At 44.0% G+C, this 25,258-nt stretch carries 19 protein-coding genes, 1 other RNA gene and 1 pseudogene; 11 read left to right on the top strand and 10 right to left on the bottom strand.

What is annotated here, in order from left to right:
• Window positions 1-385 precede the first annotated feature (385 nt).
• From I3255_RS04620 to I3255_RS04605, 4 genes are all read right to left on the bottom strand, one after another.
• Window positions 386-631, bottom strand: a complete 246-nt coding sequence (locus I3255_RS04620; protein WP_238037357.1) for a hypothetical protein — start codon at window positions 629-631, stop codon at window positions 386-388.
• A 250-nt stretch (window positions 632-881) separates the two neighbouring features.
• Window positions 882-1,133 carry a hypothetical protein gene (locus tag I3255_RS04615; RefSeq protein ID WP_238037355.1) on the bottom strand — a complete coding sequence of 84 codons (252 nt, stop codon included), beginning with the start codon at window positions 1,131-1,133 and terminating at the stop codon, window positions 882-884.
• 355 nt (window positions 1,134-1,488) lie between these two features.
• Window positions 1,489-1,847: a transfer-messenger RNA gene (gene ssrA, locus I3255_RS04610) on the bottom strand.
• Window positions 1,848-1,932: 85 nt separating this feature from the next.
• The gene (locus tag I3255_RS04605; protein ID WP_238037354.1) at window positions 1,933-2,604 is read right to left on the bottom strand and encodes a dienelactone hydrolase family protein; all 672 of its coding nucleotides are present in this window, start codon (window positions 2,602-2,604) and stop codon (window positions 1,933-1,935) included.
• A 275-nt stretch (window positions 2,605-2,879) separates the two neighbouring features.
• On the opposite strand from I3255_RS04605, the gene I3255_RS04600 reads away from it, so the two are divergent.
• The 4 genes from I3255_RS04600 (at window position 2,880) to I3255_RS04585 (ending at window position 7,403) form a co-directional block, all read left to right on the top strand.
• Entirely contained in the window at window positions 2,880-4,256 is a 1,377-nt protein-coding gene (locus tag I3255_RS04600; protein ID WP_238037352.1) for a glycerophosphodiester phosphodiesterase family protein, read from the top strand.
• 232 nt (window positions 4,257-4,488) lie between these two features.
• Window positions 4,489-5,268 (top strand): response regulator, encoded by a 780-nt coding sequence (locus I3255_RS04595; protein WP_238037350.1) that lies wholly within the window; start codon window positions 4,489-4,491, stop codon window positions 5,266-5,268.
• A 16-nt stretch (window positions 5,269-5,284) separates the two neighbouring features.
• Window positions 5,285-7,072: a two-component system sensor histidine kinase CreC gene (gene creC, locus I3255_RS04590; RefSeq protein ID WP_238037348.1), complete on the top strand. Its 1,788-nt coding sequence runs from the start codon at window positions 5,285-5,287 to the stop codon at window positions 7,070-7,072.
• Window positions 7,073-7,202: 130 nt separating this feature from the next.
• Window positions 7,203-7,403, top strand: a complete 201-nt coding sequence (locus tag I3255_RS04585; protein WP_238037347.1) for a hypothetical protein — start codon at window positions 7,203-7,205, stop codon at window positions 7,401-7,403.
• Between the two features lie 134 nt (window positions 7,404-7,537).
• Here the strand turns inward: I3255_RS04585 and aroC are convergent, their stop codons facing one another.
• Both aroC and prmB read right to left on the bottom strand, forming a co-directional pair.
• Window positions 7,538-8,641, bottom strand: a complete 1,104-nt coding sequence (gene aroC, locus I3255_RS04580) for a chorismate synthase (protein ID WP_102090389.1) — start codon at window positions 8,639-8,641, stop codon at window positions 7,538-7,540.
• A 144-nt stretch (window positions 8,642-8,785) separates the two neighbouring features.
• Window positions 8,786-9,961: a 50S ribosomal protein L3 N(5)-glutamine methyltransferase gene (gene prmB, locus I3255_RS04575; RefSeq protein ID WP_238037346.1), complete on the bottom strand. Its 1,176-nt coding sequence runs from the start codon at window positions 9,959-9,961 to the stop codon at window positions 8,786-8,788.
• Window positions 9,962-10,302: 341 nt separating this feature from the next.
• Here prmB and I3255_RS04570 point away from each other — a divergent pair, with 341 nt between their 5' ends.
• On the top strand, window positions 10,303-11,706 hold the full coding sequence (locus tag I3255_RS04570; RefSeq protein WP_238037344.1) for a L,D-transpeptidase family protein: 1,404 nt from the start codon (window positions 10,303-10,305) through the stop codon (window positions 11,704-11,706).
• A 133-nt stretch (window positions 11,707-11,839) separates the two neighbouring features.
• Here I3255_RS04570 and I3255_RS04565 read toward each other — a convergent pair whose 3' ends face one another.
• Window positions 11,840-12,052 carry a hypothetical protein gene (locus tag I3255_RS04565; RefSeq protein ID WP_238037342.1) on the bottom strand — a complete coding sequence of 71 codons (213 nt, stop codon included), beginning with the start codon at window positions 12,050-12,052 and terminating at the stop codon, window positions 11,840-11,842.
• Between the two features lie 368 nt (window positions 12,053-12,420).
• Between I3255_RS04565 and I3255_RS04560 the strand changes: the two genes are divergently transcribed.
• The 5 genes and pseudogenes from I3255_RS04560 to I3255_RS04540 all read left to right on the top strand — a co-directional run bounded on the left by I3255_RS04560 (window position 12,421) and on the right by I3255_RS04540 (window position 19,597).
• Window positions 12,421-14,058 (top strand): DUF389 domain-containing protein, encoded by a 1,638-nt coding sequence (locus tag I3255_RS04560; RefSeq protein ID WP_238037340.1) that lies wholly within the window; start codon window positions 12,421-12,423, stop codon window positions 14,056-14,058.
• Window positions 14,059-14,205: 147 nt separating this feature from the next.
• Window positions 14,206-16,878: an alanine--tRNA ligase gene (alaS, locus tag I3255_RS04555; RefSeq protein WP_238037337.1), complete on the top strand. Its 2,673-nt coding sequence runs from the start codon at window positions 14,206-14,208 to the stop codon at window positions 16,876-16,878.
• 316 nt (window positions 16,879-17,194) lie between these two features.
• Entirely contained in the window at window positions 17,195-18,481 is a 1,287-nt protein-coding gene (locus I3255_RS04550; RefSeq protein WP_058024167.1) for an aspartate kinase, read from the top strand.
• A 409-nt stretch (window positions 18,482-18,890) separates the two neighbouring features.
• Window positions 18,891-19,058: pseudogene (gene csrA / locus I3255_RS04545) on the top strand (carbon storage regulator CsrA); the annotation flags it as partial.
• A gap of 164 nt (window positions 19,059-19,222) precedes the next feature.
• Window positions 19,223-19,597, top strand: a complete 375-nt coding sequence (locus tag I3255_RS04540) for a HopJ type III effector protein (RefSeq protein WP_201599830.1) — start codon at window positions 19,223-19,225, stop codon at window positions 19,595-19,597.
• Window positions 19,598-19,677: 80 nt separating this feature from the next.
• Here I3255_RS04540 and I3255_RS04535 read toward each other — a convergent pair whose 3' ends face one another.
• Together I3255_RS04535 and I3255_RS04530 are read right to left on the bottom strand one after the other, a co-directional pair.
• A complete protein-coding gene (locus I3255_RS04535) occupies window positions 19,678-19,989 on the bottom strand; it encodes a DUF1315 family protein (protein ID WP_201599824.1) in 312 nt (103 codons plus the stop codon).
• A gap of 82 nt (window positions 19,990-20,071) precedes the next feature.
• Window positions 20,072-21,076 (bottom strand): NAD(+) kinase, encoded by a 1,005-nt coding sequence (locus I3255_RS04530; RefSeq protein ID WP_238037334.1) that lies wholly within the window; start codon window positions 21,074-21,076, stop codon window positions 20,072-20,074.
• Window positions 21,077-21,348: 272 nt separating this feature from the next.
• On the opposite strand from I3255_RS04530, the gene I3255_RS04525 reads away from it, so the two are divergent.
• On the top strand, window positions 21,349-22,071 hold the full coding sequence (locus tag I3255_RS04525) for a Bax inhibitor-1/YccA family protein (RefSeq protein ID WP_238037331.1): 723 nt from the start codon (window positions 21,349-21,351) through the stop codon (window positions 22,069-22,071).
• A 112-nt stretch (window positions 22,072-22,183) separates the two neighbouring features.
• On the opposite strand, the gene I3255_RS04520 is transcribed toward I3255_RS04525, so the two are convergent.
• Window positions 22,184-24,982, bottom strand: a complete 2,799-nt coding sequence (locus tag I3255_RS04520) for a heavy metal translocating P-type ATPase (RefSeq protein ID WP_238037328.1) — start codon at window positions 24,980-24,982, stop codon at window positions 22,184-22,186.
• Window positions 24,983-25,258 lie beyond the last annotated feature (276 nt).

Below are 25,258 nucleotides of genomic sequence, written 5' to 3'. Positions count from 1 at the left end.
TACATTCCCTGTCGTTGTTTGAAAGTCCGCTTATTTTTATTAACGTATCCTCTAATACTAAAAATAAACCACAATTAAGAATAATCAGAATTGTGTGTCAAGACAAGCTAATATTATGATCGCCATCAATTAAAATAAACGGCTGTTCATTATTTATATATCGCTGCTGATACTCTATTTTTCCTTTCCTACCGTTTTACCAAACCGTTAGCTACATTAATCATCAATAGAAAATCGTTAAATGACACTAAATTCATCAAATTTCTTAGGTACTTTGAGCAATACCACATAATGCAAAAAAACCGATCAAATTAAGTGATCGGTTTTTTTGTTTGGTGGGGTAGCAAGAACCAGGGATACGCCCTAAATACTTTGATAAGTTTTTTTAAAAACCAACTTCACTTTGCGTTAGTGCACGTACCTCAATTGGTACTGCATGAGACCAACCATTATCTGCAGTGCAATAAAACTGCCCATCCCTAAAATCTACGATACACGCTGTAAAGTCGTTCCCTACTTGATCTTTCATAGCATCTTCATCGCTCACGTCACTCACAGCACACCATATTTCTTGATGCCCATTTTCAAGCATTGAGCGCGTTAATGCACTCCCCACCATTCCACCATCCATACCACTGCCTCCTACAATGAAGAGAATTCTTCAGGCAAACAATCAGAACTATAAGAGCAATCGCTTGACCACCTTTAAGACTTTGATTGTTAATAATGAATCATGGTGCTGCAATACGGGTACTGATATTTGCATATCATGTTGGCGTTACTATTTTTGTTGTACAGTTACCCAATAAACGCTACTATTCAGCGTCAACAATCAAACTATCCTATATTGACCGATTACCAACCACCTCAAATTATATTAATTAAAGTCCTACTTCATCCTGAGTAAGCTCGACTTTTTTGACTGGTACAGCGCATTGCCATACATTACCTTGATCACAAACAAAGCCATCATCACCCAAAGACACGATAGACACTAATAATTCGTAATAACCATTATCAATGGCTGTCATAGCATGATCATCACTGACATTGCTCACAGCACACCATACCTGACCATCATCCCGCTCTAATATTTCCTGAGTCAATCTACTACCCTGTAGTTCGATAAGCATGTCTAACTCCTCATGTTTAGTCTGTTATTTTCATACTTTACAGATAAATTCACTTTCTGCAATATATTTTTTAGACTTAGAGGTTACAAACAGACATACTGAAGAGCAATTCTAGCCTGCCTTAAGTAATGTTTTAGCTAATAAGCATGAGATATTTCGTGGTGAAATCTATGCTACGTAACGTGATATAGGTCAAGGGCATTTAGATATCGTTTGTTAGTATTGAACAGCGGGAAAAGTTTCAAAAACCCCAATATCCTATATGTTAGCCCTCTCTTTATAATATAAGAAAAAGTCAAAAAACACGCAAAATAAAGGGCTGACAGTCTATGACGGTCAGCCCTTTATAGTTGTTTGGTGGAGATGGCGGGAGTTGAACCCGCGTCCGCCAGCATTACGCTCATGAATCTACATGTTTAGTTTCTGTCTTTAAATTTAATCCGCACCGATCCGACAGTCAGGATGGATTGGACGATTCTCTACTTTTGAACCCAAGCGATTGAGACAATCCCTTGTGGCGAGCCTACATGCGGACGCTTCAACTTAGTTAACCAACTGTAGGTGATCAGCAACTAAGTAAGCAGGGTTTAAGCTGCTAGAGCGTAAGTTTCGTCGTTTGCGACTATAACAATATATGTTTGATTAACGAGAGGACATACACTCTCGACATGCATCATTGAGTTTCATCACCAGCGTCGAAGCCAGAACATCCCCAATAAGGTCGCTTATTATATAGGAAAATCAGGCAAGTTTTCAACCTATAGTAGACTTGCATTACATTACGTTACAGCTTAATAATTTACGCCAAAACGGTATTTAACCATTTGCCAATATTTTGGATCTGCGGCATACAAACCTGATGCGCCATCGGATACGTATTGTAAGACACATTGTAGTCTTTTGCTGATAATAGCTGCTGGGCTTGCTCACCTAGGATGACAGGCACGACTGGATCATGCGTACCATGCTCAATCAAAATCGGCATGTCTTTGTTGGCAGCACTATAATCAATATTATCATTGGTCGCTAAGTAAGTAGAGAGGGTCATTAATCCTGCTAAGCGTTTTGGGTAACCAAGTGCCACATGATATGCCACTGCCCCGCCCTGCGAAAATCCTGCAATAACGATGTGCTCTGGTGATACGCCGCGCTCCATCTCACGGCTAATCAAATCTTGTATCTGCTGCGCAGACTCTTCAATTTGTGCCACATCTACTTTTCGCTCTAGGCTCATCTCTATAATGTCGTACCATGCTGGCATCACCATGCCACCATTTACTGTGACTGGGCGTTTGGGTGCATGCGGGAAGATAAAACGTACTGCCATATCATCAGCCAACCCAAGCTGCGGTACCACTGGCTCAAAATCATGACCGCTAGCACCTAGACCGTGTAGCCAAATCACCGCGCGACCTATCTTTTTTTGAGAAGGATTATGCTCAACGACGACGGCATCTAAATAGTTACTCATGGTTATCCTTAATAATGTAATGAGATATGCCTTAAGCATCTCTATGTTTTTTGCCAAAATAATGTATGTGTCATTATATGGTCAATATCATCTGTTAGTTTGAGAATATGGTCAATAGTGAGGTACCAAACGGACAATAGCAGAAATGTGGACATCAAGTACGTCATGACCTCTAGCTACTTTTAGCAAGTAGCAACCAATAGTCAAACGTTAATCTTTTAATTCCTATCTCTACGTCCGATGGGATTTTTTATAATTTTGCAGGAACATTTTACATGACAATTTCTAATAAATCAGCGCTTGAGCTGAGTAAGCACACGCTGGCTAAAGTTAATAATATAAATTTTGCCTTACCTTTAACGCTGATCACCTCATTACTGATAGTAGGCTGCACTACTGATAGCCGCTCAATGCTCATATCAAAAGCGCCTTTATCGACAGCGCAGCCTCAGTCACAGTCACAGCCACAATCGCCCTCACCTGTCGCATATACCTATGGAGTGCGTCCGTTTTATCTGATCAATGATATGGACGAGGGACCTTTAAAAGAAGAGCTACAGGCATGTAAAGGACAACTGCCAAGTAAGACAGACTTCTCTATTGCGCATCGAGGTGCGCCATTACAGCTACCTGAACATACTTATGATAGCTACGTGGCGTCAGCACAAATGGGCGCTGGCATCTTAGAATGTGATGTCGCTTTTACCAATGACGGTGAGCTTGTCTGTCGTCATGCCCAAAACGATTTACACACCACGACTAATATTTTAACCACGCCGCTCGCCAAGCAATGCACTGTACCGCCTATATTGGATGCTAAAGGCAAACTTACCAATGCCGATAGTATCGAATGCCGCACCTCAGATATTAGTGCCGCTCAGTTTAAAACCTTGACGGGTAAAATGGATGCTGCCAATAAAAAAGCAACCAGTATTAGCGAATATATGAATGCGACTGCACCTTGGCGAACGGATTTGTACTCGCAAAACGGCAAAGTGTTAACCCTGAAAGAGCATATCGCATTGGCTCGTAAGCTAGGTATGAAGCACACGCCTGAGCTAAAAGCACCTGCAGTGACCATGCCGTTTAATGGCTATCGTTTGAACGATTATCGCCAACAGCTCATAGATACCTATAAGGCAGCAGATGTACCGGCAAGCGATGTATTTACCCAGTCATTCAATATAGAAGATTTGGATTACTGGATCAAAAACGAGCCCGCTTATGGGGCTAATGCCGTCTATCTTATTGATGACAGCAATGAGACCGCTGACGATAAAACATTTGATAAAGATGACGCAAGCACATGGAAGCACTCATTGGCTGATATCAAAGCACGTGGTATCAACACCATTGCCCCAGCACTTTGGTTGTTAATCACTACTGATGGTAAAGGACATATGCAACCATCAGAATACGCAAAACAAGCCAAAGCCAATGGTCTAAAAATCATTACGTGGTCGATAGAGCGTTCAGGGCCATTAGCCGATGGTGGCGATTGGTACTATAGCGGTCTTGGTGATGCTATTAACAATGATGGTGATATGATGAATTATATTGATGTACTAGCGCAGGACGTTGGTGTCCAAGGTATTTTCTCAGATTGGCCCGCTACAGTGAGTTACTATGCCAATTGTAAAGGTCTTAAATAGGTTTTCGCTTAGTCTATTAATAGGTAATCACGCTTAGTTTGTATTACTAAGGTCAGCTTATCCATTGAGCTGGCTTTTTTACGGAATATATTAAAGTGATGACATCGCAAACTGCCTACTGAGTACCCTACTTTTTCATTAACTTTCCACACCATTTGGTTCCTAGTAGCAGGAGCACCCTACTGTTTTGTGCTACGATAATTTACTAAGCTTATAAGATGATGTAGAGACTATGACCCATATTTTACTGGTAGAAGATGATCCTGCGATTGCCATGTCGCTCAAAGTGACTTGCAAACGTGAGGGCTGGCAGATAACTTGGCTGGATAATGCCAGTAGCGTGCTGCCGATGCTGCATAGTCATGAAGCACAAGATCTATCAGCTATCATTATGGATGTTGGTCTGCCAGATGGTGACGGCTTGAGTCTGTGCCAACAAATACGTCATACACCTGATATCGACGCCTTGAAAGACTTGCCTATCGTGTTTTTGACAGCGCGTAGCGATGAGGTCGATCGTATTTTAGGATTGGAGATGGGCGGTGATGATTATTGCGCCAAACCCTTTAGTCCACGTGAGTTAGTCGCGCGTTTAAAAGCCATTTGGCGACGTGAACAACTGATTCAACAGTCAGGCTCTCATACCCCAAATTCAAATGATAATACTGAAAATACTTCCTCGAATAATCTATCAGGACAAGCATTAACGTTTGAGAATCAATCCGGCATTTGGCATTATCAACCGCTCAACTATTCATTAACCTGGCAAGATCAAAAGCTTGAGCTTAGCAATACTGAGCGCAAAATTTTACTCACATTATTACAAGCACCGAATCAAGTCTTTAGCCGTGAGCAGCTGCTTAACGCAATAAGCGACTATCCTGATCATCGCCTAGCACGCACGATAGACAGCCATATCAAGTCGATTCGTAAGCAACTTACGACCGTTGATACGAGTATTGAAGTCATTCATACGCATCGTGGACTGGGTTACGCCTTATGTCCAGCTTAACAATGGCTGCTAATTTATGAATCATAATGCCAATAACGCTGAAAGCGATATTCATAACGACCAAAGCAATTGGTATGCCAAACTGCATCCCATTGGTACTGTGCAGCAAGCCCCTAAACGTAAACGACTGCTCAATTTAAGTATATTTTTTAGGATTTGGCTTGCAGTCGCTTTGGTACTCATCATATGCGGCGTGGTCGTGTTTACTCAGTTGTTTGGCTACGTCAAGCCAACCGCGCAGCAAGTCATTGAAGACACGCTCCTAGACACCAGTAAGTTACTTGCGGCCAGTCTCCAGATGCCATTATCTACAGGACAACTATACGATGAGGCTTATCAAGCGCAACTTGATGCAGCCTTTGTTGGCATACCAGCGATTAACGATAACTTAGGTCCCGTTTATCAAACCAAAAGCTATAGTAGCTTTCGGGTATATGTAACAGACAGCAGCGGCAGGGTCATTTATGACTCGCTACCCAAACCTGACAATAATGAAGGGCAAAACTATGGGCGCTGGAATGATGTCTATCTCACATTAAGAGGTCAATACGGTGCAAGAAGTACACTGCGGGATAACCAGCAGCGTGATGGCTCGGTCATGTATGTCGCACAGCCAATAAAAAATATGTCTGGTGAAATTATCGGCGTGGTTAGCGTCGGCAAACCTGTCGCCAGTGTGTTACCTTATTTGGATGACACACGTAACCGCATGCTGATCACAGTGCTATTCATCAGCATTGCTGCCCTCATTTTAGCAGGTCTCATCGCATGGTGGCTCAAGCAAAGTATTACCTTAGTGACTCAATATACCAGTGCGCTGGCAGAAGACACCAAAAAGCCCTATTTTTATCTGGGTCATGAACTAAATAGCCTGACCGATACCATCGAGACTATGAAACATCGACTAGAAAATCGTGCTTATGTCACTGATTATGTGCATACGCTTACTCATGAATTAAAAAGCCCTTTAACCGCCATTCGCGCCAGTAGTGAGCTCTTAGAAGATGATGGACTAGATGGCAATATGCTAGATGATGAAGATCGGCAGATGCTCATTGAAACGGTTGGTGAGCAAAGCGTAAAAATGCAGCAGCTCATCGATCGACTACTGTTGCTTGCGAAAGTTGAACAGCCTACTTTTAAGCTCAATCGTCAGCTAACGCCGCTATTGCCATTATTACAGAGTCTAATAAAAGACAATACTGCCAAGCAGCAACAGCAGAATTTACAACCTATCGATATATACATCGATGATCAGCACATGACAAACACGACAAACTTGCCAGCAGAATTGTTGGCCTCTACCAGTGTGTTTGCTGACCAATTTTGGTTGATACAAGTCCTACAAAACGTGCTGGATAATGCCATTCATTTTGCTGATAGCACTGTTGATATCTCGTTGCATAGCACAGCGCGAACGGTAATCATCGATATATTTAATGATGGAAAGCTATTGCCTGACTATGCTATTGAAAAAGCTTTTGAGCGTTATTTTAGCCTATCTCATCAAAGCCAATCTGTTCACCAAGTGAAAAATCAGAATACAACCTATGCGCTAGATACAGGTTCAGCACATCACAAAGCTGAATCAAAACAGTCCGATAGTATTCTCAAAAAAGGTACTGGTCTTGGACTCACTTTAGTGAAGCAAGTCATTGAGCACCATGGCGGTCAGGTAACTATTGATAATGTCCATGCTAGTGATAATAAAATTGGCGCTGATAAAGCTACACCTGATAACACTGATACTGGTAAAAATCAGCGTTCCGGTGTGATGGTTAGTATTATCCTGCCACTAGCTTAAAAATAAGCATTTATAATAGTTCATCAATTTTCCATCATGACTGCATAGGATTTCTACTTCTTTATTTTACGATAGCACTAGGGTCTGTTGAACAGCCAAATTCGTAAAGCAAATTAGGAGTAGAAAATCCATGTCACATCAATTAACTGATAACCCTATCATCAAGAATCTAATCGGCCTCAGCCGTCATCACTGCGCACAAACTTTATTGAGCCAAGGTGTCGGTAGTATTGAGTTTGGACATTGGCTAGCGATTCCTAGTCAGCGGTTATTGTTGGTGTTTCGGCATCAGCAATGTGTCGCTATTGATGAATATCAACTGGCAGCCTAATACCTTGCTAGCTCAACGCGTTGATTGTTTCTAGGTAACACCTGTATTTTATTGGGACATAAAAAAGCCCTTTATCATTTCTAGTATTAAACTACTGGAAACAACAAAGGGCTGATTACTCTAAAACAAAAATACTAAGTGATCGATTGTACTGGCGGCTTTACATCCGCGTTCTGACCACGGTGACGCAGATAATGATCGAGCAAGACGATCGCTAGCATGGCCTCTGCAATGGGCGTGGCTCGTACGCCGACGCAAGGATCATGGCGACCTTTGGTGAGCATATCGACTGCTTCACCTTGGGTATTGATACTTTTGCCAGCGGTGGTAATACTAGAGGTTGGCTTAAGCGCGATGCTCACACGGATATCTTGCCCTGATGAGATACCGCCCAAGACACCGCCAGCATGATTGGCGGCAAATCCATCTGGCGTCAGCTCATCACGAGCGCTATGTCCGAATTGACCTGCCACTGCCATACCATCACCAATCTCGACGCCTTTGACCGCATTGATACTCATCATTGCATGAGCGATATCGGCATCTAAACGATCAAACACTGGCTCGCCTAAGCCTACTGGCACACCGCTTGCAATGATATCAAGGCGTGCACCGCAACTGGTGCCTTCGCGGCGCAAGTTATCAATCAATGTCTCAAAACGACCAATTGCTTCTTTGTCGGCACAAAAGAACGGATTGCTATTTACAAACTCCCAGTCAATTTGACTCGGATCTAGAACGTTACTATGCTCGTTACCGATTTGGGTCACATGACCACGGATTTGTACGCCCAGACGTTCTTGCAAGTATTTCTTGGCGATAGCACCGGCAGCCACTCGCATAGCCGTCTCACGCGCTGACGAGCGACCACCACCACGATAGTCACGGAAACCATATTTCATACTGTAAGTATAGTCAGCGTGTCCAGGACGGAAGGTATCTTTGATATCGCTGTAGTCTTTTGATTTTTGATTGGTATTGCGAATCAATAGACCGATAGACGTCCCTGTGGTTTTTCCTTCAAATACGCCAGAGATGATTTCAACTTCATCAGACTCACGGCGCTGGGTTGAATACTTAGACGTTCCTGGTTTGCGACGATCCAAATCAACTTGTAAATCGTCTGCAGATAATGCTAAACCTGGTGGTACGCCATCAACGATGGCCATAAGGCCTGCGCCATGTGACTCACCGCAAGTGGTGACCGTAAAAACCTGCCCAATACTATTGCCTGCCATAACTGTCCTTAAACAAGTAAACGCTACTGATGACTATTTGACCAATCACTCATGGTTATTGCTTGTATTGCTTGTCATGAGTGATTGTATTGTTGCTTATAGTTTCGGCTAGTGTAGCCAACGCCTATTCAAGCTAATATTTGTCTATTTAAGACTATCTAATAGCTGAACATAAGAGGCAAACAACTGACGATTTGAGACTAGCTCATCATAGGTAATCGCAAAGACACCATGCCCGCCATGTGCAAACTTCAACCAATCAAACTGAATTTCAGGATAGGCTTGTTTTAATGCCCATTCGCTGTCGCCCACTTCACAGACCAGCAAACCATCTGGGCTCAGGTAATCTGGCGCTTCAAATAAGATACGATGTACCAAATCCAAACCGTCTTGACCCGCGGCTAGTGCATGCTCAGGCTCATATAAGAACTCAGGCGGCAAATCTGCCATGATAGCCGCATCGACATACGGCGGATTGGTGACGATAAGCTCATATTGGTTCTCAGCAGGTATCTTGGCAAACAAATCAGACTCGATTACATTTACTTGATGGCCAAGGTCATGATGATCGACATTAACCATTGCCACGTCCAGCGCGCCTTTATCGATATCAACAGCATCAACCAATGCATCAACGAAACGGGTAGCAAGCGCGATTGCGATACAACCAGAGCCAGTACATAAGTCTAAGATACGCTCAGGCTGCGATAACTGCTTTACATCTAAACCATGATCATAAAATACCGCTGACTTTTCATTCGGGCTGACACCCAGTGGCTTGGCGAGCTCAGTCACATCAAAATATGGATGGAACTGCTGACGAATCAACTCTGCGATTGGCGAGCGCGGGATAAGCACGCGCTCATCGACATAAAAAGGCAAATCACAGAAGTAAGACAAGTTAATCAGATAGCTCAGCGGCTTACGTTCAGCAATACGCTCTTCTAATAATCCCAGCACTGCCTGCTTCTCTGACGTGGTCAAACGGCAGTCTAAAATCTGCTCATTGGCTGACCAATCGAGAGACAACGAATGCAACACAATGGCTGAGGCTTCTGCAAACTCATCGGTCGTGCCTTGCGCGACAACCACATCATAGTTACGCAATTGTGTGACGGAAAAACGAATAAAGTCGCGAATACTCACCAGCTGCTCGCGTGCTTCATTCAGCTCTGCTTGCAGGCTAGCGAATTCATCGTGCTCACCAAGAAGTCCAGTCTCTAAATCATACTCCATCTCACCGTCTAAGCCCTTAGACTCATCATCATTGAAGTATTGGTTTTGAAACTCTTCTGCACTCATTGTTTGGTCTTCTGACATATCGCACCTTATGGATTAACTATTAGCGGGTTAAATGGCTTTTTGCTAAAAATCGATCTATTAATGAAAAAATTAATCATACATTATAGACGTAAACACCAAATAGCGCCAATCACTGTCGTTTTTACTGAAACAAAAAATAGTGAAAATAATGAGGCGTTTGCGTAAGAATCTAGCATGGCGCCATACACACCTTAGCTAAAGTATTACCCAACTGTAGCGAATACGTCAGCAGTTGACGTTTAGCCAGCTCTAAATGCAAAAAGATATACCAAAAGTTTGCGAAGCAACCGAATTATGCGCATAATAGCCGCATTAGTAGCAACCACAAGTGATTCAATATGATGAAAATAAAGCCTATTATTACTGCTATATCTATCGCTGCCATGAGTGCCAGCGTTGGCGCACTTGCCGCCACTGCTGATAATGCTCGCACATTGCCAGTGCGCACATCGAACGCTATGCCAGGCCTTGCCCAAAAGGTTAGCCTCAATGTGCAAGAAAACCGTAGTCGCTCTGATGGTGCTGCTACTGTGCAGTTAAATACAGAGAACACAAAACCCGTTGATAGCATGAACCAGCTGATCAACACCAAACAAGAAGCTAGGCAAAACGCGCCAGCGCCAGCTGCTGACAATATGAGCGCAGCAGAACTGACGCGTAAAGATGAGCAGTCAGATAGCACTGATGATATCAGCGAAGGTCAAGCCGTTGCCGCGCCTAGCGATGTCTCATCTATTGACTCATCTGATCCGCTCGCCTTTGAGTTACCGGAGAGTGAAAAGCGTCAAGACTTCAGTGATGATCCGACCATCAAAAATATCGAAGATAAAGATGGTAAGAGATATACCACATTAAACTTGTCAAATTATGCGCAACAAGTCAACAACGCTGTCTGGTCACCTAACATGAAAGTCAACTCAGCGATGACGATCAAAATGCAAGCATTGCTTGATTGGAACCATGCCTCTCCTGGTCCTATCGACGGTGGCTGGGGTATGAACAGCAAAAAAGCCCTTATAAATTTCCAAGCGATGAAAGGCTTGCCAACCACAGGTAAAATGGATCAAAAAACATGGGATGCCTTGGTTAAGAACATTCCTGCAACCAAACCTGTACTGGTCACTTATACGTTGACTGATGATGATATCAATACTAACTTTGCCACCACGCCCGCTGGTGCAGAAGCCAAGTCAAAAATGAAAGGATTGTATTATCAAGACATCAAAGAGATGCTTGGTGAACGCTTTCATATGGACGTACGCTATTTAGATAAGTTAAATAAGAACAAAGAGTACAAAGCGGGTGAAACCATTACCGTGCTCAATACTCGTGGACCACTCAATCAACGTATCAACCGCGTGGTTGCCAATAAAGCAGACAAAACACTGTATGCCTATAATGGTGATAAGCTAGTTGCCACCTATCCGACAACCATTGGTAGTGATGACACACCTTCACCGCACGGTACTTTCAAAATTATCAATAAAGTAAAAATGCCTTGGTATAAAGCGACAGTCGGTGAAGGCGCTCAGAAAAAAGTGCACATGTTACCACCAGGACCAAACAATCCAGTCGGCGTGGTATGGATGGGCTTATCTAAGCCTTCGTATGGTCTACACGGCTCACCAAAACCTGAAGGCATCAGTCGCCAAGCGTCACACGGTTGTATCCGTCTGACCAACTGGGATGTGCTTGAGGTTTATGCCAATATCGAAAACGGCGCAACGGTTGAACTCAAATAGTTTTTGTCATAATTAGCGGTTTATCATTATTTATCAAAAAAGACCTCAATATTGAGGTCTTTTTTATATCTAGTCGTTTTTCTCCTTGTAGGCCGACAGTCACCTGATCGCAAATCATAACCTTTATCTTAAACTACGCTTCATAACCCTCTTCATTACCCGTGATACTGCCAACTTTTTTGGCGAAGTATATTGTTATAGGTATAGACGCGAGGGCACCTACTGCGACCGCTACTTGCATATGAGCGATCTCATCAAAACCCATAATGAGCGTACCAATGATGACCATCCCTGTAGTGACGGTTCCCGCTATGATGTAAATGACAGCAAATAATGGCCAGTTCATGATTTAATCCTTACTTATCTTGTGGGTATAACTACTTTATACGTTATATCCCTACTAAAAGTAAGTATTTAATATAGACGCCGGATGTATATATATTGACTGACTTTCAGAAAAACCCATGTTAATATAAGGGGATTTGATATCACTTTAGTATTGCCGTCAATTACCGTGCTCTCCAGACATACAATCTGTTTTTATCATACGCTCCTACCTTTGCTCTAAATTCCGCACCTTCTGCTACGCGTCTCTCTATTTTTTCTTCATCTAATACCTAGATCATTGCTTTTGCACAAAAAAAAGACAGCTTATCGCTGATTTTTCATTACAATAATGGTTTTATTTCATCTGACTAATAAAGCCCAATCGCTATGACTGCTTCTGATAATACGTCACAACAAAAAAAACCAGACACCGCTTCTTCAAGTTCATCTGATATGACAAAAGAGACATCTGAGAGATTAATTGATGATGCTCATGAACCAGAACAGACCACTGAGCAGGAGTATGCAACCGAAGACAATGAAGAGGAGCCACTCTCTGAACCAAAAATCGTCATGACGTCACCAGAGCCTGATGTCGTCATTGCCACGCTAGACACGCCTGATGATGACTCAGAGCAGTCTGAATTATCTAGCCCGAACGTAGACACAGCTACTCGCGCATCAGAGACAGCGCCTGAAGCTTTTCATGAAACACAAAAAGATCCAGACACTTCCGAAGCGCCCAACAATCATGTCAGCCAACCTGTCGAACCTATTTCGATCGATCATAGTATCCATGAAAACGACCCTGCCGTAGCTGACGTCGATGATCATCTAACCGCAGAGTCTATAACGACAAACCACAGTGGTGAGGATGTGGAGAGTGATGACGATGAGCAACAGTCAGAAGAAGAAAAGATCAAAGATGAGAAAGAGGCCAAACTGGAATCTTATAAACAGTTTGTAGCTGAGCAGTTTAGTGATCAAAAGATAGACTATCCCGAAGTGCGCGTGACCATTGAGGCGAACGCCCTACCAAGTAAAATGTATTTTGTAATGAACATCCTCTCAGCCATCATTGCCAGTTATGGCTTGGTGACCAATTCGGCCGCGGTAGTTATTGGCGCGATGTTAGTCGCGATGATGCTCGGTCCTATTACAGGTGTCGCCCTAGCAATCATTGACTACCGTATGCCACTACTACGTAAGTCTTTGCTCACCGTATTAGCAGGCGTGTCTTTGGTTATTTTGGTCGGATTTGTGGTGGGTCTACTGCATCAAGGACAGCCGCTGACCAATGAGATTTTGTCTCGCACTCAGCCCACGTCTATGGATTTGATGATTGCACTGGCTGGCGGTACGGCTGGTGCGTATGCGATGGTATCTCCGCACCTGTCCGTCGCCGTTGTTGGAGTCGCGGTAGCCACAGCCTTAGTGCCACCGCTCGCGGCTAGTGGCATTTTATTTGCCAATGGTGAAATACAGATGGGTCTTGGTGCTGCCTTATTGGCACTGACCAACATCATTGCCATTCAGTTTACCAACGCCATGGTACTGTGGTTTTTAGGATTCAGACGTTTGGTAGATGATGATTATAAATCGGGCACCTATCTGATATTTTTTCGCCGAAATGCGGTTACGCTATTGTTACTGGTCGGATTAGGTATTTACCTTACCCTTAACCTCAATAGCAATGCCAAGCAGCAAACCTTTGAAAACAATGTCAAAGAAGCCATCAATAATCATTTTATTGATCAAGGAAACGTACTGACCAACACTCAGTTTGATAAAAATAATGGGTTTCAGATCATTCGTGCCGTGGTGCGCGGTGAGACCAGTCCAAATTCAGAAGACGTACAGCAGATAGAGGATGTAATTACCAAAGATATGGCAGAAAATTTCCCAAAATACTTGCCTATCAAATTGCAATTGCGCTACTTGCCAGTGCAGGTCATTGAGTCAGATCCATTGATAAAAGACAAGCTTGATGAGACCGATGCGGCGATTTTGACTAACTCGCCTTAGTTTTCCTATATGAATCTGCAAACTACGGAGGCACAATCACCTAGCAGTTATAACTCTTGTACCAAGAGCTTGGGCGTTTGTGCTAAAATCGCTTGCAAAATTATTTTATGTCATTTACTTAATTCTATCCGTCAGTAAGGAGCCGCTGTGAGCCAGCCATTTCGCTCAGCCGATATTCGCCAAGCCTTTATCGATTTTTTCATAAGCAAGCAGCACACCCAAGTTTCATCGTCTAGCTTGATTCCACATAATGATCCGACATTGTTATTTACCAATGCCGGTATGAATCAGTTTAAAGAGACCTTTTTGGGCATGGAGCCACGTGACTACACACGTGCTGTGACCTCGCAGAAGTGTGTCCGTGCTGGTGGTAAGCACAATGATTTGGACAATGTTGGTTATACTGCCCGTCATCATACGTTCTTTGAAATGCTTGGCAACTTCTCATTTGGCGATTACTTCAAGCAAGCGGGCATCGAGTATATCTGGGAGTTTTTGACGTCAAAAGAGTGGCTCGCGATTGATAAAGATCGTCTCTATGTCACCATTTATGAAACCGATGATGAAGCGTTTGATATTTGGAATAAGACCATCGGTATTCCAAGTGAACGCATTATTCGTATTGGTGACAATAAAGGCGCACCGTACGCTTCTGATAACTTTTGGACGATGGGTGACACGGGTCCTTGTGGTCCTTGTACCGAAGTCTTTTATGATCATGGTGCTGACATCGAAGGTGGCTTGCCCGGTACGCCTGAAGAAGACGGCGATCGCTATATCGAGATTTGGAACTGCGTCTTTATGCAGTTCAATCGTCAAAAAGACGGCACGCTATTGCCACTACCTGCGCCCAGTGTCGATACCGGCATGGGGCTTGAGCGTATTAGTGCCATCATGCAGGGCGTCCATGGTAACTATGAGATTGATCTGTTTACTCATTTAATGGATGCAGCAGCTGAGATTTTAGAGATCAACAATGAACAGCAGTCATCACTAAAAGTCATCGCCGATCATATCCGTGCTGTGTCGTTTTTGATTGCTGATGGCGTGACGCCAAGCAATGAAGGTCGTGGCTATGTCCTACGCCGTGTCATTCGCCGCGCCGTACGTCACGGTAACAAGCTTGGCGCAGATAGTGAGTTTTTCTACAAAATGGTCGCCCCGCTTGTGGCTGAAATGGGCAGTGCCTATCCAGAGCTAGTAGAAAAACAAAGCGTCATCGAAAACGCCATTCAAAAAGAAGAAGCGCAGTTTGCCAAAACATTGGCACAAGGTCTGCGTTTGCTTGCCAGCGAACTTGAAGGTCTAAAAGATGGCGATACGCTATCTGGCGAAGCGGCCTTTAAACTCTACGACACCTATGGCTTCCCGATCGATTTGACTGCGGATATCACGCGTGAGCGCGGCATTGCCATTGATGAAGCAGAATTTGATGAGCACATGCAAGCACAACGCGAACGTGCTCGTGATGCGGGCAAGTTCGACGTCGATTACAGCAGCGTTATTCAAGTAGAGACACCAACGACCTTTATCGGTTATGAGCAGCTCGAAGAAGACGGCGTGACGATTGATGCCCTTTATCAAGACGGCAATCCAGCAGATAGCTTAACAGAAGGTATGGAAGGCGTTGTGGTACTCGATCGCACGCCATTTTATGCCGAAGGTGGTGGTCAAGTGGGTGAGCTTGGTGAAATCCGCACCGAATCAGGCGTTTTTGAAGTACAAGACACCAAAAAATCTGGTCAAGCCATCATTCATTATGGTGTGGTGACCATGGGTGATATCAAACCCAAGCAAACGGCGGATGCCCACGTACTCTCAAACATCCGTGCAGCCAGTGCTAAAAACCACTCAGCCACTCACCTATTGCACGCAGCGCTAAGAGAAGTATTGGGTGACGCCGTCACGCAAAAAGGCTCATTGGTCTCAAGCGAAGTGTTACGTTTTGACTTTGCTTATGACAAGCCTGTCAGTGCTGCTGAAATCACGCGTGTCGAACGCTTGGTCAATGAGCAAATCCAAGCCAACACTCCTGCTCGTATCGAGCACATGTCGATTGATGAAGCGATGAATCAAGGCGCGATGGCATTATTTGGCGAAAAGTACGGCAGTGATGTTCGCGTACTCACCATGGGTACAGACAGTATCGTAGATGGTCAGCGCAAGCCTTTCTCTATCGAGCTATGTGGTGGCTTACATGTCGAGCGCACTGGCGATATCGGTATACTAAAAATCACCAGTGAGTCAGGTATTGCTGCTGGTATTCGCCGTATTGAAGCCGTCACGGGTATGAATGCGGTCAAAAACATTCAGCAAAGCGAGCAACAACTGAGCGAATTGGCAAGCCAGCTAAAGGTCAAACGCCCTGAAGTTGCCCAACGTGTGCGTACGATGGCAGATAAGCAACGCGAGCTTGAAAAACAACTAGAGCGCTTAGAGCAAAAAATTGCCAGCGCTCAAGCCGCTAACTTACTCGATGATGTGCAGACTATTGCAGGTACGCCCGTCCTTATCAGCACCTTAAGCGGTGTCGATGGCAAATCCATCCGTACGCTAATGGATGATATCAAATCAAAACTGCCTGATAGTGTAATCGTATTAATTGGTGATAAAGATGACCAATTAGCTCTCGCAGCGAGCGTCGCAAAATCTGTCACTGCTAAAATCAAAGCCGGTGATATCATTCGTCATTTAGCAGGTGAGCTTGGCGGCAAAGGTGGTGGTAAACCTGACTACGCACAGGGCGGCGCACCGAAGTCTGGCAACAGTCCTGCAGTCATCAATGCCCTACCTGCTTGGATTGAAACCCAGCTTAGCTAATCATAAAATCACAGTAACTCAGAGCCTTACTCCTGGTTTACTGGGCATGGGATACGCGATTGGTTATAGCAACTATAACCAATCGCCATATATCTAAGCGGTACTGATACTTAAAGTTATGCTGTAGATATGGTATAAAGGTCAACGTTTGACAATATTGCTCATGTATTACCGTTGATGCAGTACCACTAAACGAATGACACATATAGTGCATAACTCTTATAATCTGGCTTTATCTATACACGCATTGACGAGTATCACATTGACACTTATCAGTGATAATAAAAGGTCATTAATGAATAACAGGTAGATTTTTATGGCGTTAATAGTACAGAAATACGGCGGCACCTCGATGGGCAGTATCGACCGCATCAAAAACGTCGCCAAACGAGTCAAACGTTGGCATGATAATGGTCATCAAGTCGTGGTTGTGGTCTCAGCCATGAGTGGTGAAACCAACCGTTTGATTGATCTAGCACGCCAAATCAGTAACAACCCTGACCCACGTGAATACGACCAGATGGTCTCAACCGGTGAGCAGGTCTCTATCTCACTACTCGCGATGGCGATTAAAGAGCTTGGTATTGGTGCGCGTTCAATGACTGGTCGTCAAGTCGCGATTAAAACCGACAACGCCCATAATAAAGCCCGTATCGAAAGCATCGATGATAAAAACATACGCGAGCAGCTAGATGCGGGCAATATCGTCATTGTGGCAGGCTTTCAGGGTATTGATGAAGAAGGCAATGCAACCACATTGGGACGCGGCGGCTCTGATACGACAGGCGTTGCGATTGCGGCGGCTTTGGGTGCTGATGAATGTCAAATTTACACTGACGTTGATGGCGTTTATACCACTGACCCTCGCGTCACCTCAAAAGCCAAAAAGCTTGAAAAAATTACCTTTGAAGAAATGCTTGAGATGGCAAGTCTTGGCTCCAAAATCCTACAGATTCGCTCAGTAGAATTCGCTGGCAAATATGGCGTACCGCTACGCGTCTTATCTAGCTTTGATGAAAACACTGACGGTAGCTTTGACCAAGAGTTTCAAAACAACGTGGGCACCCTAATTACGATAGACGAAGGAGACAATATGGAACAGGCAATCATCTCAGGTATCGCATTCAACCGAGACGAAGCAAAAATCTTAGTACGCGGTGTACCCGATCACCCTGGTATCGCCTCTGCTATCTTAAGCCCAATTGGCCGCGCCAATATCGAAATCGATATGATTGTCCAAAACCTCTCGGACAATGGTACCACTGACTTTACGTTCACCGTCAATCGCACTGACTTGGACAAGACGCTAAAAGTGCTTAATGAAGAAGTCAAAGACGAGATTGGTGCCAAAGAGATTTCAGGCAACAGCGAAGTGGTCAAAGTCTCACTAGTTGGTGTTGGTATGCGCTCACACGCAGGGGTTGCGAGCCTCATGTTCCAAACATTGGCTGAGAACAATATTAATATCCAAATGATATCGACCAGCGAAATCAAAGTGTCTGTTTTAATTCAAGATCAGCACTTAGAAAAAGCGGTCAAATCACTGCACACTGCCTTTGGTCTTGACCGTGAAGACGGTGAGAGCAAAATCGCTGGGCTATAAGGCCAAAAAACTGTTAAAATACAGCTTTAGCATTGATGGTTATCTATTAACCGCTATGAATGACTCTACATCGTATGTAAATAAATAGCGTTCAAATAAATAGCCTCCAAATAAAAACAGTACTTAAATAAAATAGGATCTTTTTAGGTCCTATTTTTATTTTTTAGCATAGTTGAAATGAGCATTTACCTAATAGTTTTGTGAAAAAACCGTGACAGTATCTGTTATGCCACCTATAATGGGGCTTTCATTTGGGCTAAATGAATCTACCTATCATTGCCGTGGTTTGCACAATGTTGAGTATGGTAATTATTGATATATTACTTACTGAGTGCTGCGGTGATGTTCTGCAATTGAGAAGTAATCTGATGAGTAATAATCTGTTGATGCGACATAAGGAGTGTGACGCATGTTAATTTTGACACGCCGCGTGGGCGAAACGCTAATGATTGGCGATGAAGTCAGTGTGACGGTTTTGGGCGTCAAAGGCAATCAAGTACGTATCGGTGTGAATGCACCTAAAGATATTGCCGTACACCGCGAAGAGATTTATCAACGTATTCAGCATGAGCGCTCTGTACAGTCGCAAATGCAACATCTTGAGCAAGGCAACTTTTCGCCTTCGTTCGATGACGAAGACTACTTCAATCGCTAATCTATAATATTTAATGCTCAACGACTAATGAGCATACATAAGCATTATATTTTTTATTTTTTAAACTGCTCTGAGGTCATTTATTTATGAGTATCCGCCAATCAGATGTATCGGCATTACTTAATGGTTTGAATAAAAAAGCCATTGGATTCAATGATGTCATCAGCTTTATCGATGATTTTTATCGCTATTCGCCTGCCCCATTTGTGAATGGAATGGTACATAATGCCGCTGGAGAAAACGAAGGCAGTGCAAAGATTTTTGGATTTGCCAAGCATCACGGTCTAAACCAATTAGATACGCTAAAACTATTCGGCGAACATTATGCCAAAGTTCAAGCAACGCCTAACGGTACTGACCATGCCAATATTCGTAACTTTTTGCATTGGGGCTGGAAAGGATTTTTGATGCAAAAAAATCCGCTAACGGTTCGTCCTAGTGTCGACACGACTGCAATTTAAATATGTGTAGTGATTAAATAATTAATAAAGTAAAAAAGCCACGCTAATGAGCGTGGCTTTTTTATTGACTGTTTATAGTCTTATTTATTACGAAATTTCACAGGTTGTACCGCCCCTTTCGGGTTCGGCATATTAGGATAATGATGCTCATGCTCAACGTCACATTCAGCACCAACCACTGAACCGTCGTCTTTTACTGGTTTGTGGATGTAGCCAGTACGCTCAGCAGGTGGTAGATGCTCGTGCTCCCATACCATCACTGCTTGCATGCAGGTTTCTCGCTGCTCAGCGGTAATTTTACGACCATCAGGCCACTTACCTAGCTCAATCGCCATACGGAATTTATCAACCACTTCCGGTGTTAGACTGGCTAGTATTGTTTGTTTATCCATCTTGCCTACTCTCCACTACTATTTTGCATCATATTTTTTGATGACTATTAGACGATTTGAAAACATGCCCTAATAGATACGCTCATTCATCATCTATAATATCATCATCGACATCCAGACTGAATTCTTCGGCATGTACGTTCCAGTGCAGCTTGGTACGACAGGCTTCATAAAAGTCAAACCCAGGCGGATGCAGTAAAGTGAGCTTATCAGGATGCTTACGAATATATAGGCGCTGTTCCTGCTCAAGCGGTACGCTTGGTTTGCCATCTGCGCTGACCATTGGCTGCGTGCGATTGTCTTCGTGAATACGAATACAAACCTCACTATTACCACTGACCACAATCGGACGACTAGAGAGCGTATGCGGATGCATGGGCACCAGACAGATGGCATCCATACTCGGATGAATGATGGGGCCACCACCCGACAAGGCATAAGCGGTTGAACCTGTAGGTGTCGCTGCTATCAAGCCATCACTATGTTGTCTATAGACATCATGTCCATCAATTTTCATCTGAAAATCGATCATATGTACAGATTTACCGGCGTGTAGTACGATGTCGTTTAGCGCCATGTCTTCATGAATAATTTTACGCCCTTCTCGTATCTCCATCGTCAATAAAAACCGATGATCCAGTTGATAGTCTCCCATCAATACTTGGCGTAACTTAAATGCTGCTTCGTCAGGTTTGACATCTGCCAAAAACCCGAGACGACCACGGTTAACCCCTAATACCGGGACACGGTAGCGTGCCAATGCTTCAGCAGCATGCAATATCGACCCATCACCACCAACAACAATGACCAAATCGCAAATCTCACCAATCAAGCCACGTTTAACGATTTTGACTCTTTCTACTTCCGTGAGGTTAAGCGTTGGTAAGTTGGCAGTTTGTACATCCATGATCAACGTCAAATTCATGTCGTTGATGGTTTGGGCAATCTGTACCAGGCTTTGCGTGACGCTGCGTTTACCAGCACGGCCCATCAAGCCAATACGTCTAAAAGCAGGATTTTTGATAGCGTGGAACAGCTCTGACTCATGTAAGTGTGGCAATCTTGCTGACTGCGCTGAGTTTTCCATAAAACGACTCGGTATAACGGTGAAGTACAGGGCAATAATAGCGATAAATGCGCGCTTAGACTAGCATGTTTATGAATTATCGTTGTTAACTGTCGTAACTGGCCCCATATAAAATATATTAGATGCCTTGCTCATGCTTACTTGTCTGCTTAGGTTTTGAGACTACTAGATTGAGCTGTAACGGCTATCACGCAAACACAGTTGACAATAACGGCGGTTTTGCTAAAGTAGCAGCATCTCTATTTTTATATTTTATTATTAAGGACTTATGTATGGCCAATCCTATTGTCAGTCGCGCAGAACTTGCGATCGGCGGTAATCCAATGACGGTCAAAGGCGTTATTCAAAAGACCAGCCTGTTGCTTGGGTTATCAGCTATTACTGGTGTGGGCTTTTTCTTTTATGCGCTTATGGCAGGTTTATCGCAAGGTTTTATTACCATGGCAGCCTTTGGTAGCATGATTGCTGCGTTTGTTCTTGCCCTTTTTATTACTTTTAAGCCACAAAAAGCCAAGACGTTGGCGGTGCCTTACGCATTGCTAGAAGGTATCTTTTTGGGCGGTATCTCATTATTTTTCATGAAAATGTATCCAACGGTACCAGTCACTGCAATGTGCGCAACTTTCGTCACAGCTGCGGTTATGCTTGGCCTATATCGTTCAGGTTTGGTTAAGGTTACTGAAAAGTTCCGTTCTATCGTGACTTCTGCGGTTATTGCCATTATGCTTGTCTATGTAGCACAGTGGGTACTATCTCTAGCGTTTGGCTCAACCTTGCCATTCTTGTTTGAAGGTGGTGCTATCGCTATTGGTTTTAGCTTGTTTGTGATTGTTATCGCGTCTTTCACGCTGTTGTTGGATTTCGATAATATCGATCGCGGCGTGGCGATGGGTATTTCTGAAGACTACGAATGGTTGTTCAGCATTGGTATTCTTGCCACTCTAGTCTGGATGTACATTGAGTTCATGCGTCTATTGAGCTATCTTCAAGACTAATTGAACAAACTGTCTGACAGAAACTTTGTATAGAAAAAACCGCCTTTATTTGAAGGCGGTTTTTTTATGTAGGACTTGAATATTTTTTTGAGTTAAGCACGCTCCGAAGAAGCTAAGCACGTTTTAGGCGTAGCGCATTTAACACGACAAACAATGAGCTAAGTGACATCCCAATCGCAGCAAGCCATGGCGGGACATAACCTAAAGCCGCTGGTATCAAAACAATACTGTTGTAAGCAAGCGCCCAGCGGAAGTTTTGCTTGATAATACGTTCGGTTTTATCAGAGATACGTTTGGCAGCAGTGATGGCTTCGATCTGTCCATTCAAGATAATACTGTCGCTGGATACTTGGGCCAAATCTGCGGCACCGGCGATCGAGGTGGACACATCAGCCGCTGCTAGCACTGGTGCATCATTGATGCCATCACCCACCATCAGTACCACGGCGCCTTTAGATTGCAACTGCTGAATATGATTGACTTTATCAGTCGGTGATAGACCATTATAAGCTGATTGTATCCCTAAATTCTCAGCCATCACGAGCGCTTGCGGGCTTGGGTCACCCGTCAACATCACAGACTCGATACCTAGCCCTTTGAGCGTATCGAGCATCGACTGGGTACTATCACGTACCTTGTCATTGAAATAAAAGCACGCCAGCGCTTGCCAGTCATTTGTATCAGGTTTCTGGCTCGATAAGACAACCGCTGAGCTGGCACGCTGAGCTACCAAGTCAATGTTCAAATCATTGTTTGTATTGACCTCATTGACACTGCCACTGGTTTTATCTAACGCAAAATTCACATGACCAATGCGATATACCATGCCATCAATCATGGCTTCTACCCCGCCTGCAGGATAGTGCTGCATGGCCCTCGTCGGTGGTAAATGTAACTGATAGGCAGCGGTAAGCAGTGCATGAGCAATGGGATGACGGCTTCCCACTTCTAAGGCAGCTGCGATTGCCAATAGTTTGTCTTTTTGCGCTATTGATGATAAATCGTCAGTTTCGGTATGGCTTTTTGGTGTTATTAACTCAATATTTAATAGGTTTGGCTTACCATAGGTCAGCGTACCTGTTTTATCAAAAGCAACATGCGTGATTTCAGCTAATGTTTGCAGCGTATGCCCACGGGTCGTCAAAAAACCATAGCTGGCCAGACGGTTGGTTGAGACGGTCAAGGCAATCGGCGTCGCCAATGACAAGGCGCAAGGACAAGTGGCGACCAATACGGCGACTGTTGCCCAAATGGCTTGGCTTGGGTCAACGATATACCAGCCAACAAACACCAAAACCGATAACACCAAAATACGGGCGATAAACCAACGTGCCAGCTTATCTGCTTGCTGTGCCAGTTTGGGCTTTTCGCTCATGGCACGGTTCATCAGTCTATCAATCAGCCCTATTTGACTGTCTTTTGGTAGCGCTATCACCAACATCTCAAACGGCTGGCTGTCGTTTTGCGCACCGCCGACAATATAATCGCCTTGGGACTTAATGATTAAATCACCTTCGCCAGTCAGTAGGCTTTGCGAGACTGTTGCAGTTGGACTTAACAAAATACCGTCACTGATAATCTCCGAACCTGCCTCAACCAAAATAATATCACCCACTTGCAAGCTATGGGCCGTCACCATCTGCTTTGATGATATATCTTCCTCTGCCTTTGATAACGCATTCTGTTGGTTGCGCGACCGCTGCCAATCTTGAGCAATACCCGATGTGAGCTGATGGACATTCGCATCGATACCCTTCATAAACTTAGGCATCATTTCTGCCGTCGCATTTGATGCCTTTTTCGCCTCATCTTCGACATTGTCACTTTGTTGAGACGCATTGTCTCTGATCTGCTGCAAAATACGCGCGGCGGCTGATTTGTCTTCAGCTACTTTTTGTACCAATACTGGCTCTACTACGACCAGATCATTAGCCATGGTCGCGGCTTTTAGACGGGCATTGTGCTCGATATAGCGTCCTGCCAGCAAAAAGAAAATAAACATACTGACGGAGTCATAGTATGTCTCCCCTTGCCCAGTGATGGTAGCGTAGAGACTGGCAAAGAAAGTGATAATCAACGCAAGACTGACGGGCACGTCCATATTGACTTGGCGCGCACGAATCGCTGACCATGCGGAGGTAAAGAAAGGAATACCAGCATAGAAAAAAACAGGCGTACTCACAAATAAAGATACCCAACGCAAAAAGTCACGCTGGAATATCAACATGTCGCTATACTCGCCAAAATAAAGCGCAACGGCATACATCATTGCTTGCATCGAACCTAGTGCAGCGATGCCTAGACGCAATAGCATTTGATTATTATGACGTGCCAACATAGCTTCGTGAGTATCTTGGCGATAAGGCTTGGCTTCGTAGCCGATTTCGTTGATGACCGCTAGAATACGACTGATGGGTAATTTGTTTTCATCCCAAATGACCCGCATACGCTGGTTGGTCAAATTCACCTGACACTTACTAATGCCCTCTAGCTCATCGAGACGCGACTCAATCAGCCATGTACAGGCCGCACAGCGTAAATTATTAACAGACAACTCTGCTACCGACAGACCGTCTTGCGCATACACGAACTGTGACTTTATCTCGTCATGATCATATACCTCAAGACGCGTCAGCTGGGTCGGTAAGCTTGCTGTACGATTAATCTCTGAACGGTCAAGATAATACTGCTCAAGCCCAGCCTCCACAATACTTTGAGCTGCTAACTGACAGCCCATACAACACATCTCACGCGATTTGCCTAGTATCTCAGTATAAAACGGTGGCTGAGGCACTGGATCGCCGCAATGGAAGCAGTGATCAGCAAGGGGTAGCACCAAGCCATCAGTGATGGAGTTGTCTTCATAAGAATGATTGGTAGCAGATGATACTGATGATGGGATACTAGACATAGTTGCGCTTACTTCCTTTGACAGGCTTGCTCAAAATGTATTCATTTAAGGCAAACTTGCTCTGATTGACTGTAATGTACGTCGTGCAACAGAGCCACTTTTCATCACATGGATATCACTATTGTTAGTAGCACAATATTGATAACAAATGGCTAATAGCAAATAACTAGCAACGGCGGATTCATACAAAATACATCATGGTACTGATCATAGATTGCTATCTTATATGGCGTTTATTAACCCAATTGAAAGATGCTGATACTTGATGATAAGTAT

The organism is Psychrobacter sp. Ps6 (genome assembly GCF_022129235.1).
Classification (GTDB): domain Bacteria; phylum Pseudomonadota; class Gammaproteobacteria; order Pseudomonadales; family Moraxellaceae; genus Psychrobacter.
Note: the sequence above shows the minus strand (reverse complement) of the source record. Positions and strands in the feature narration are given on the sequence as shown.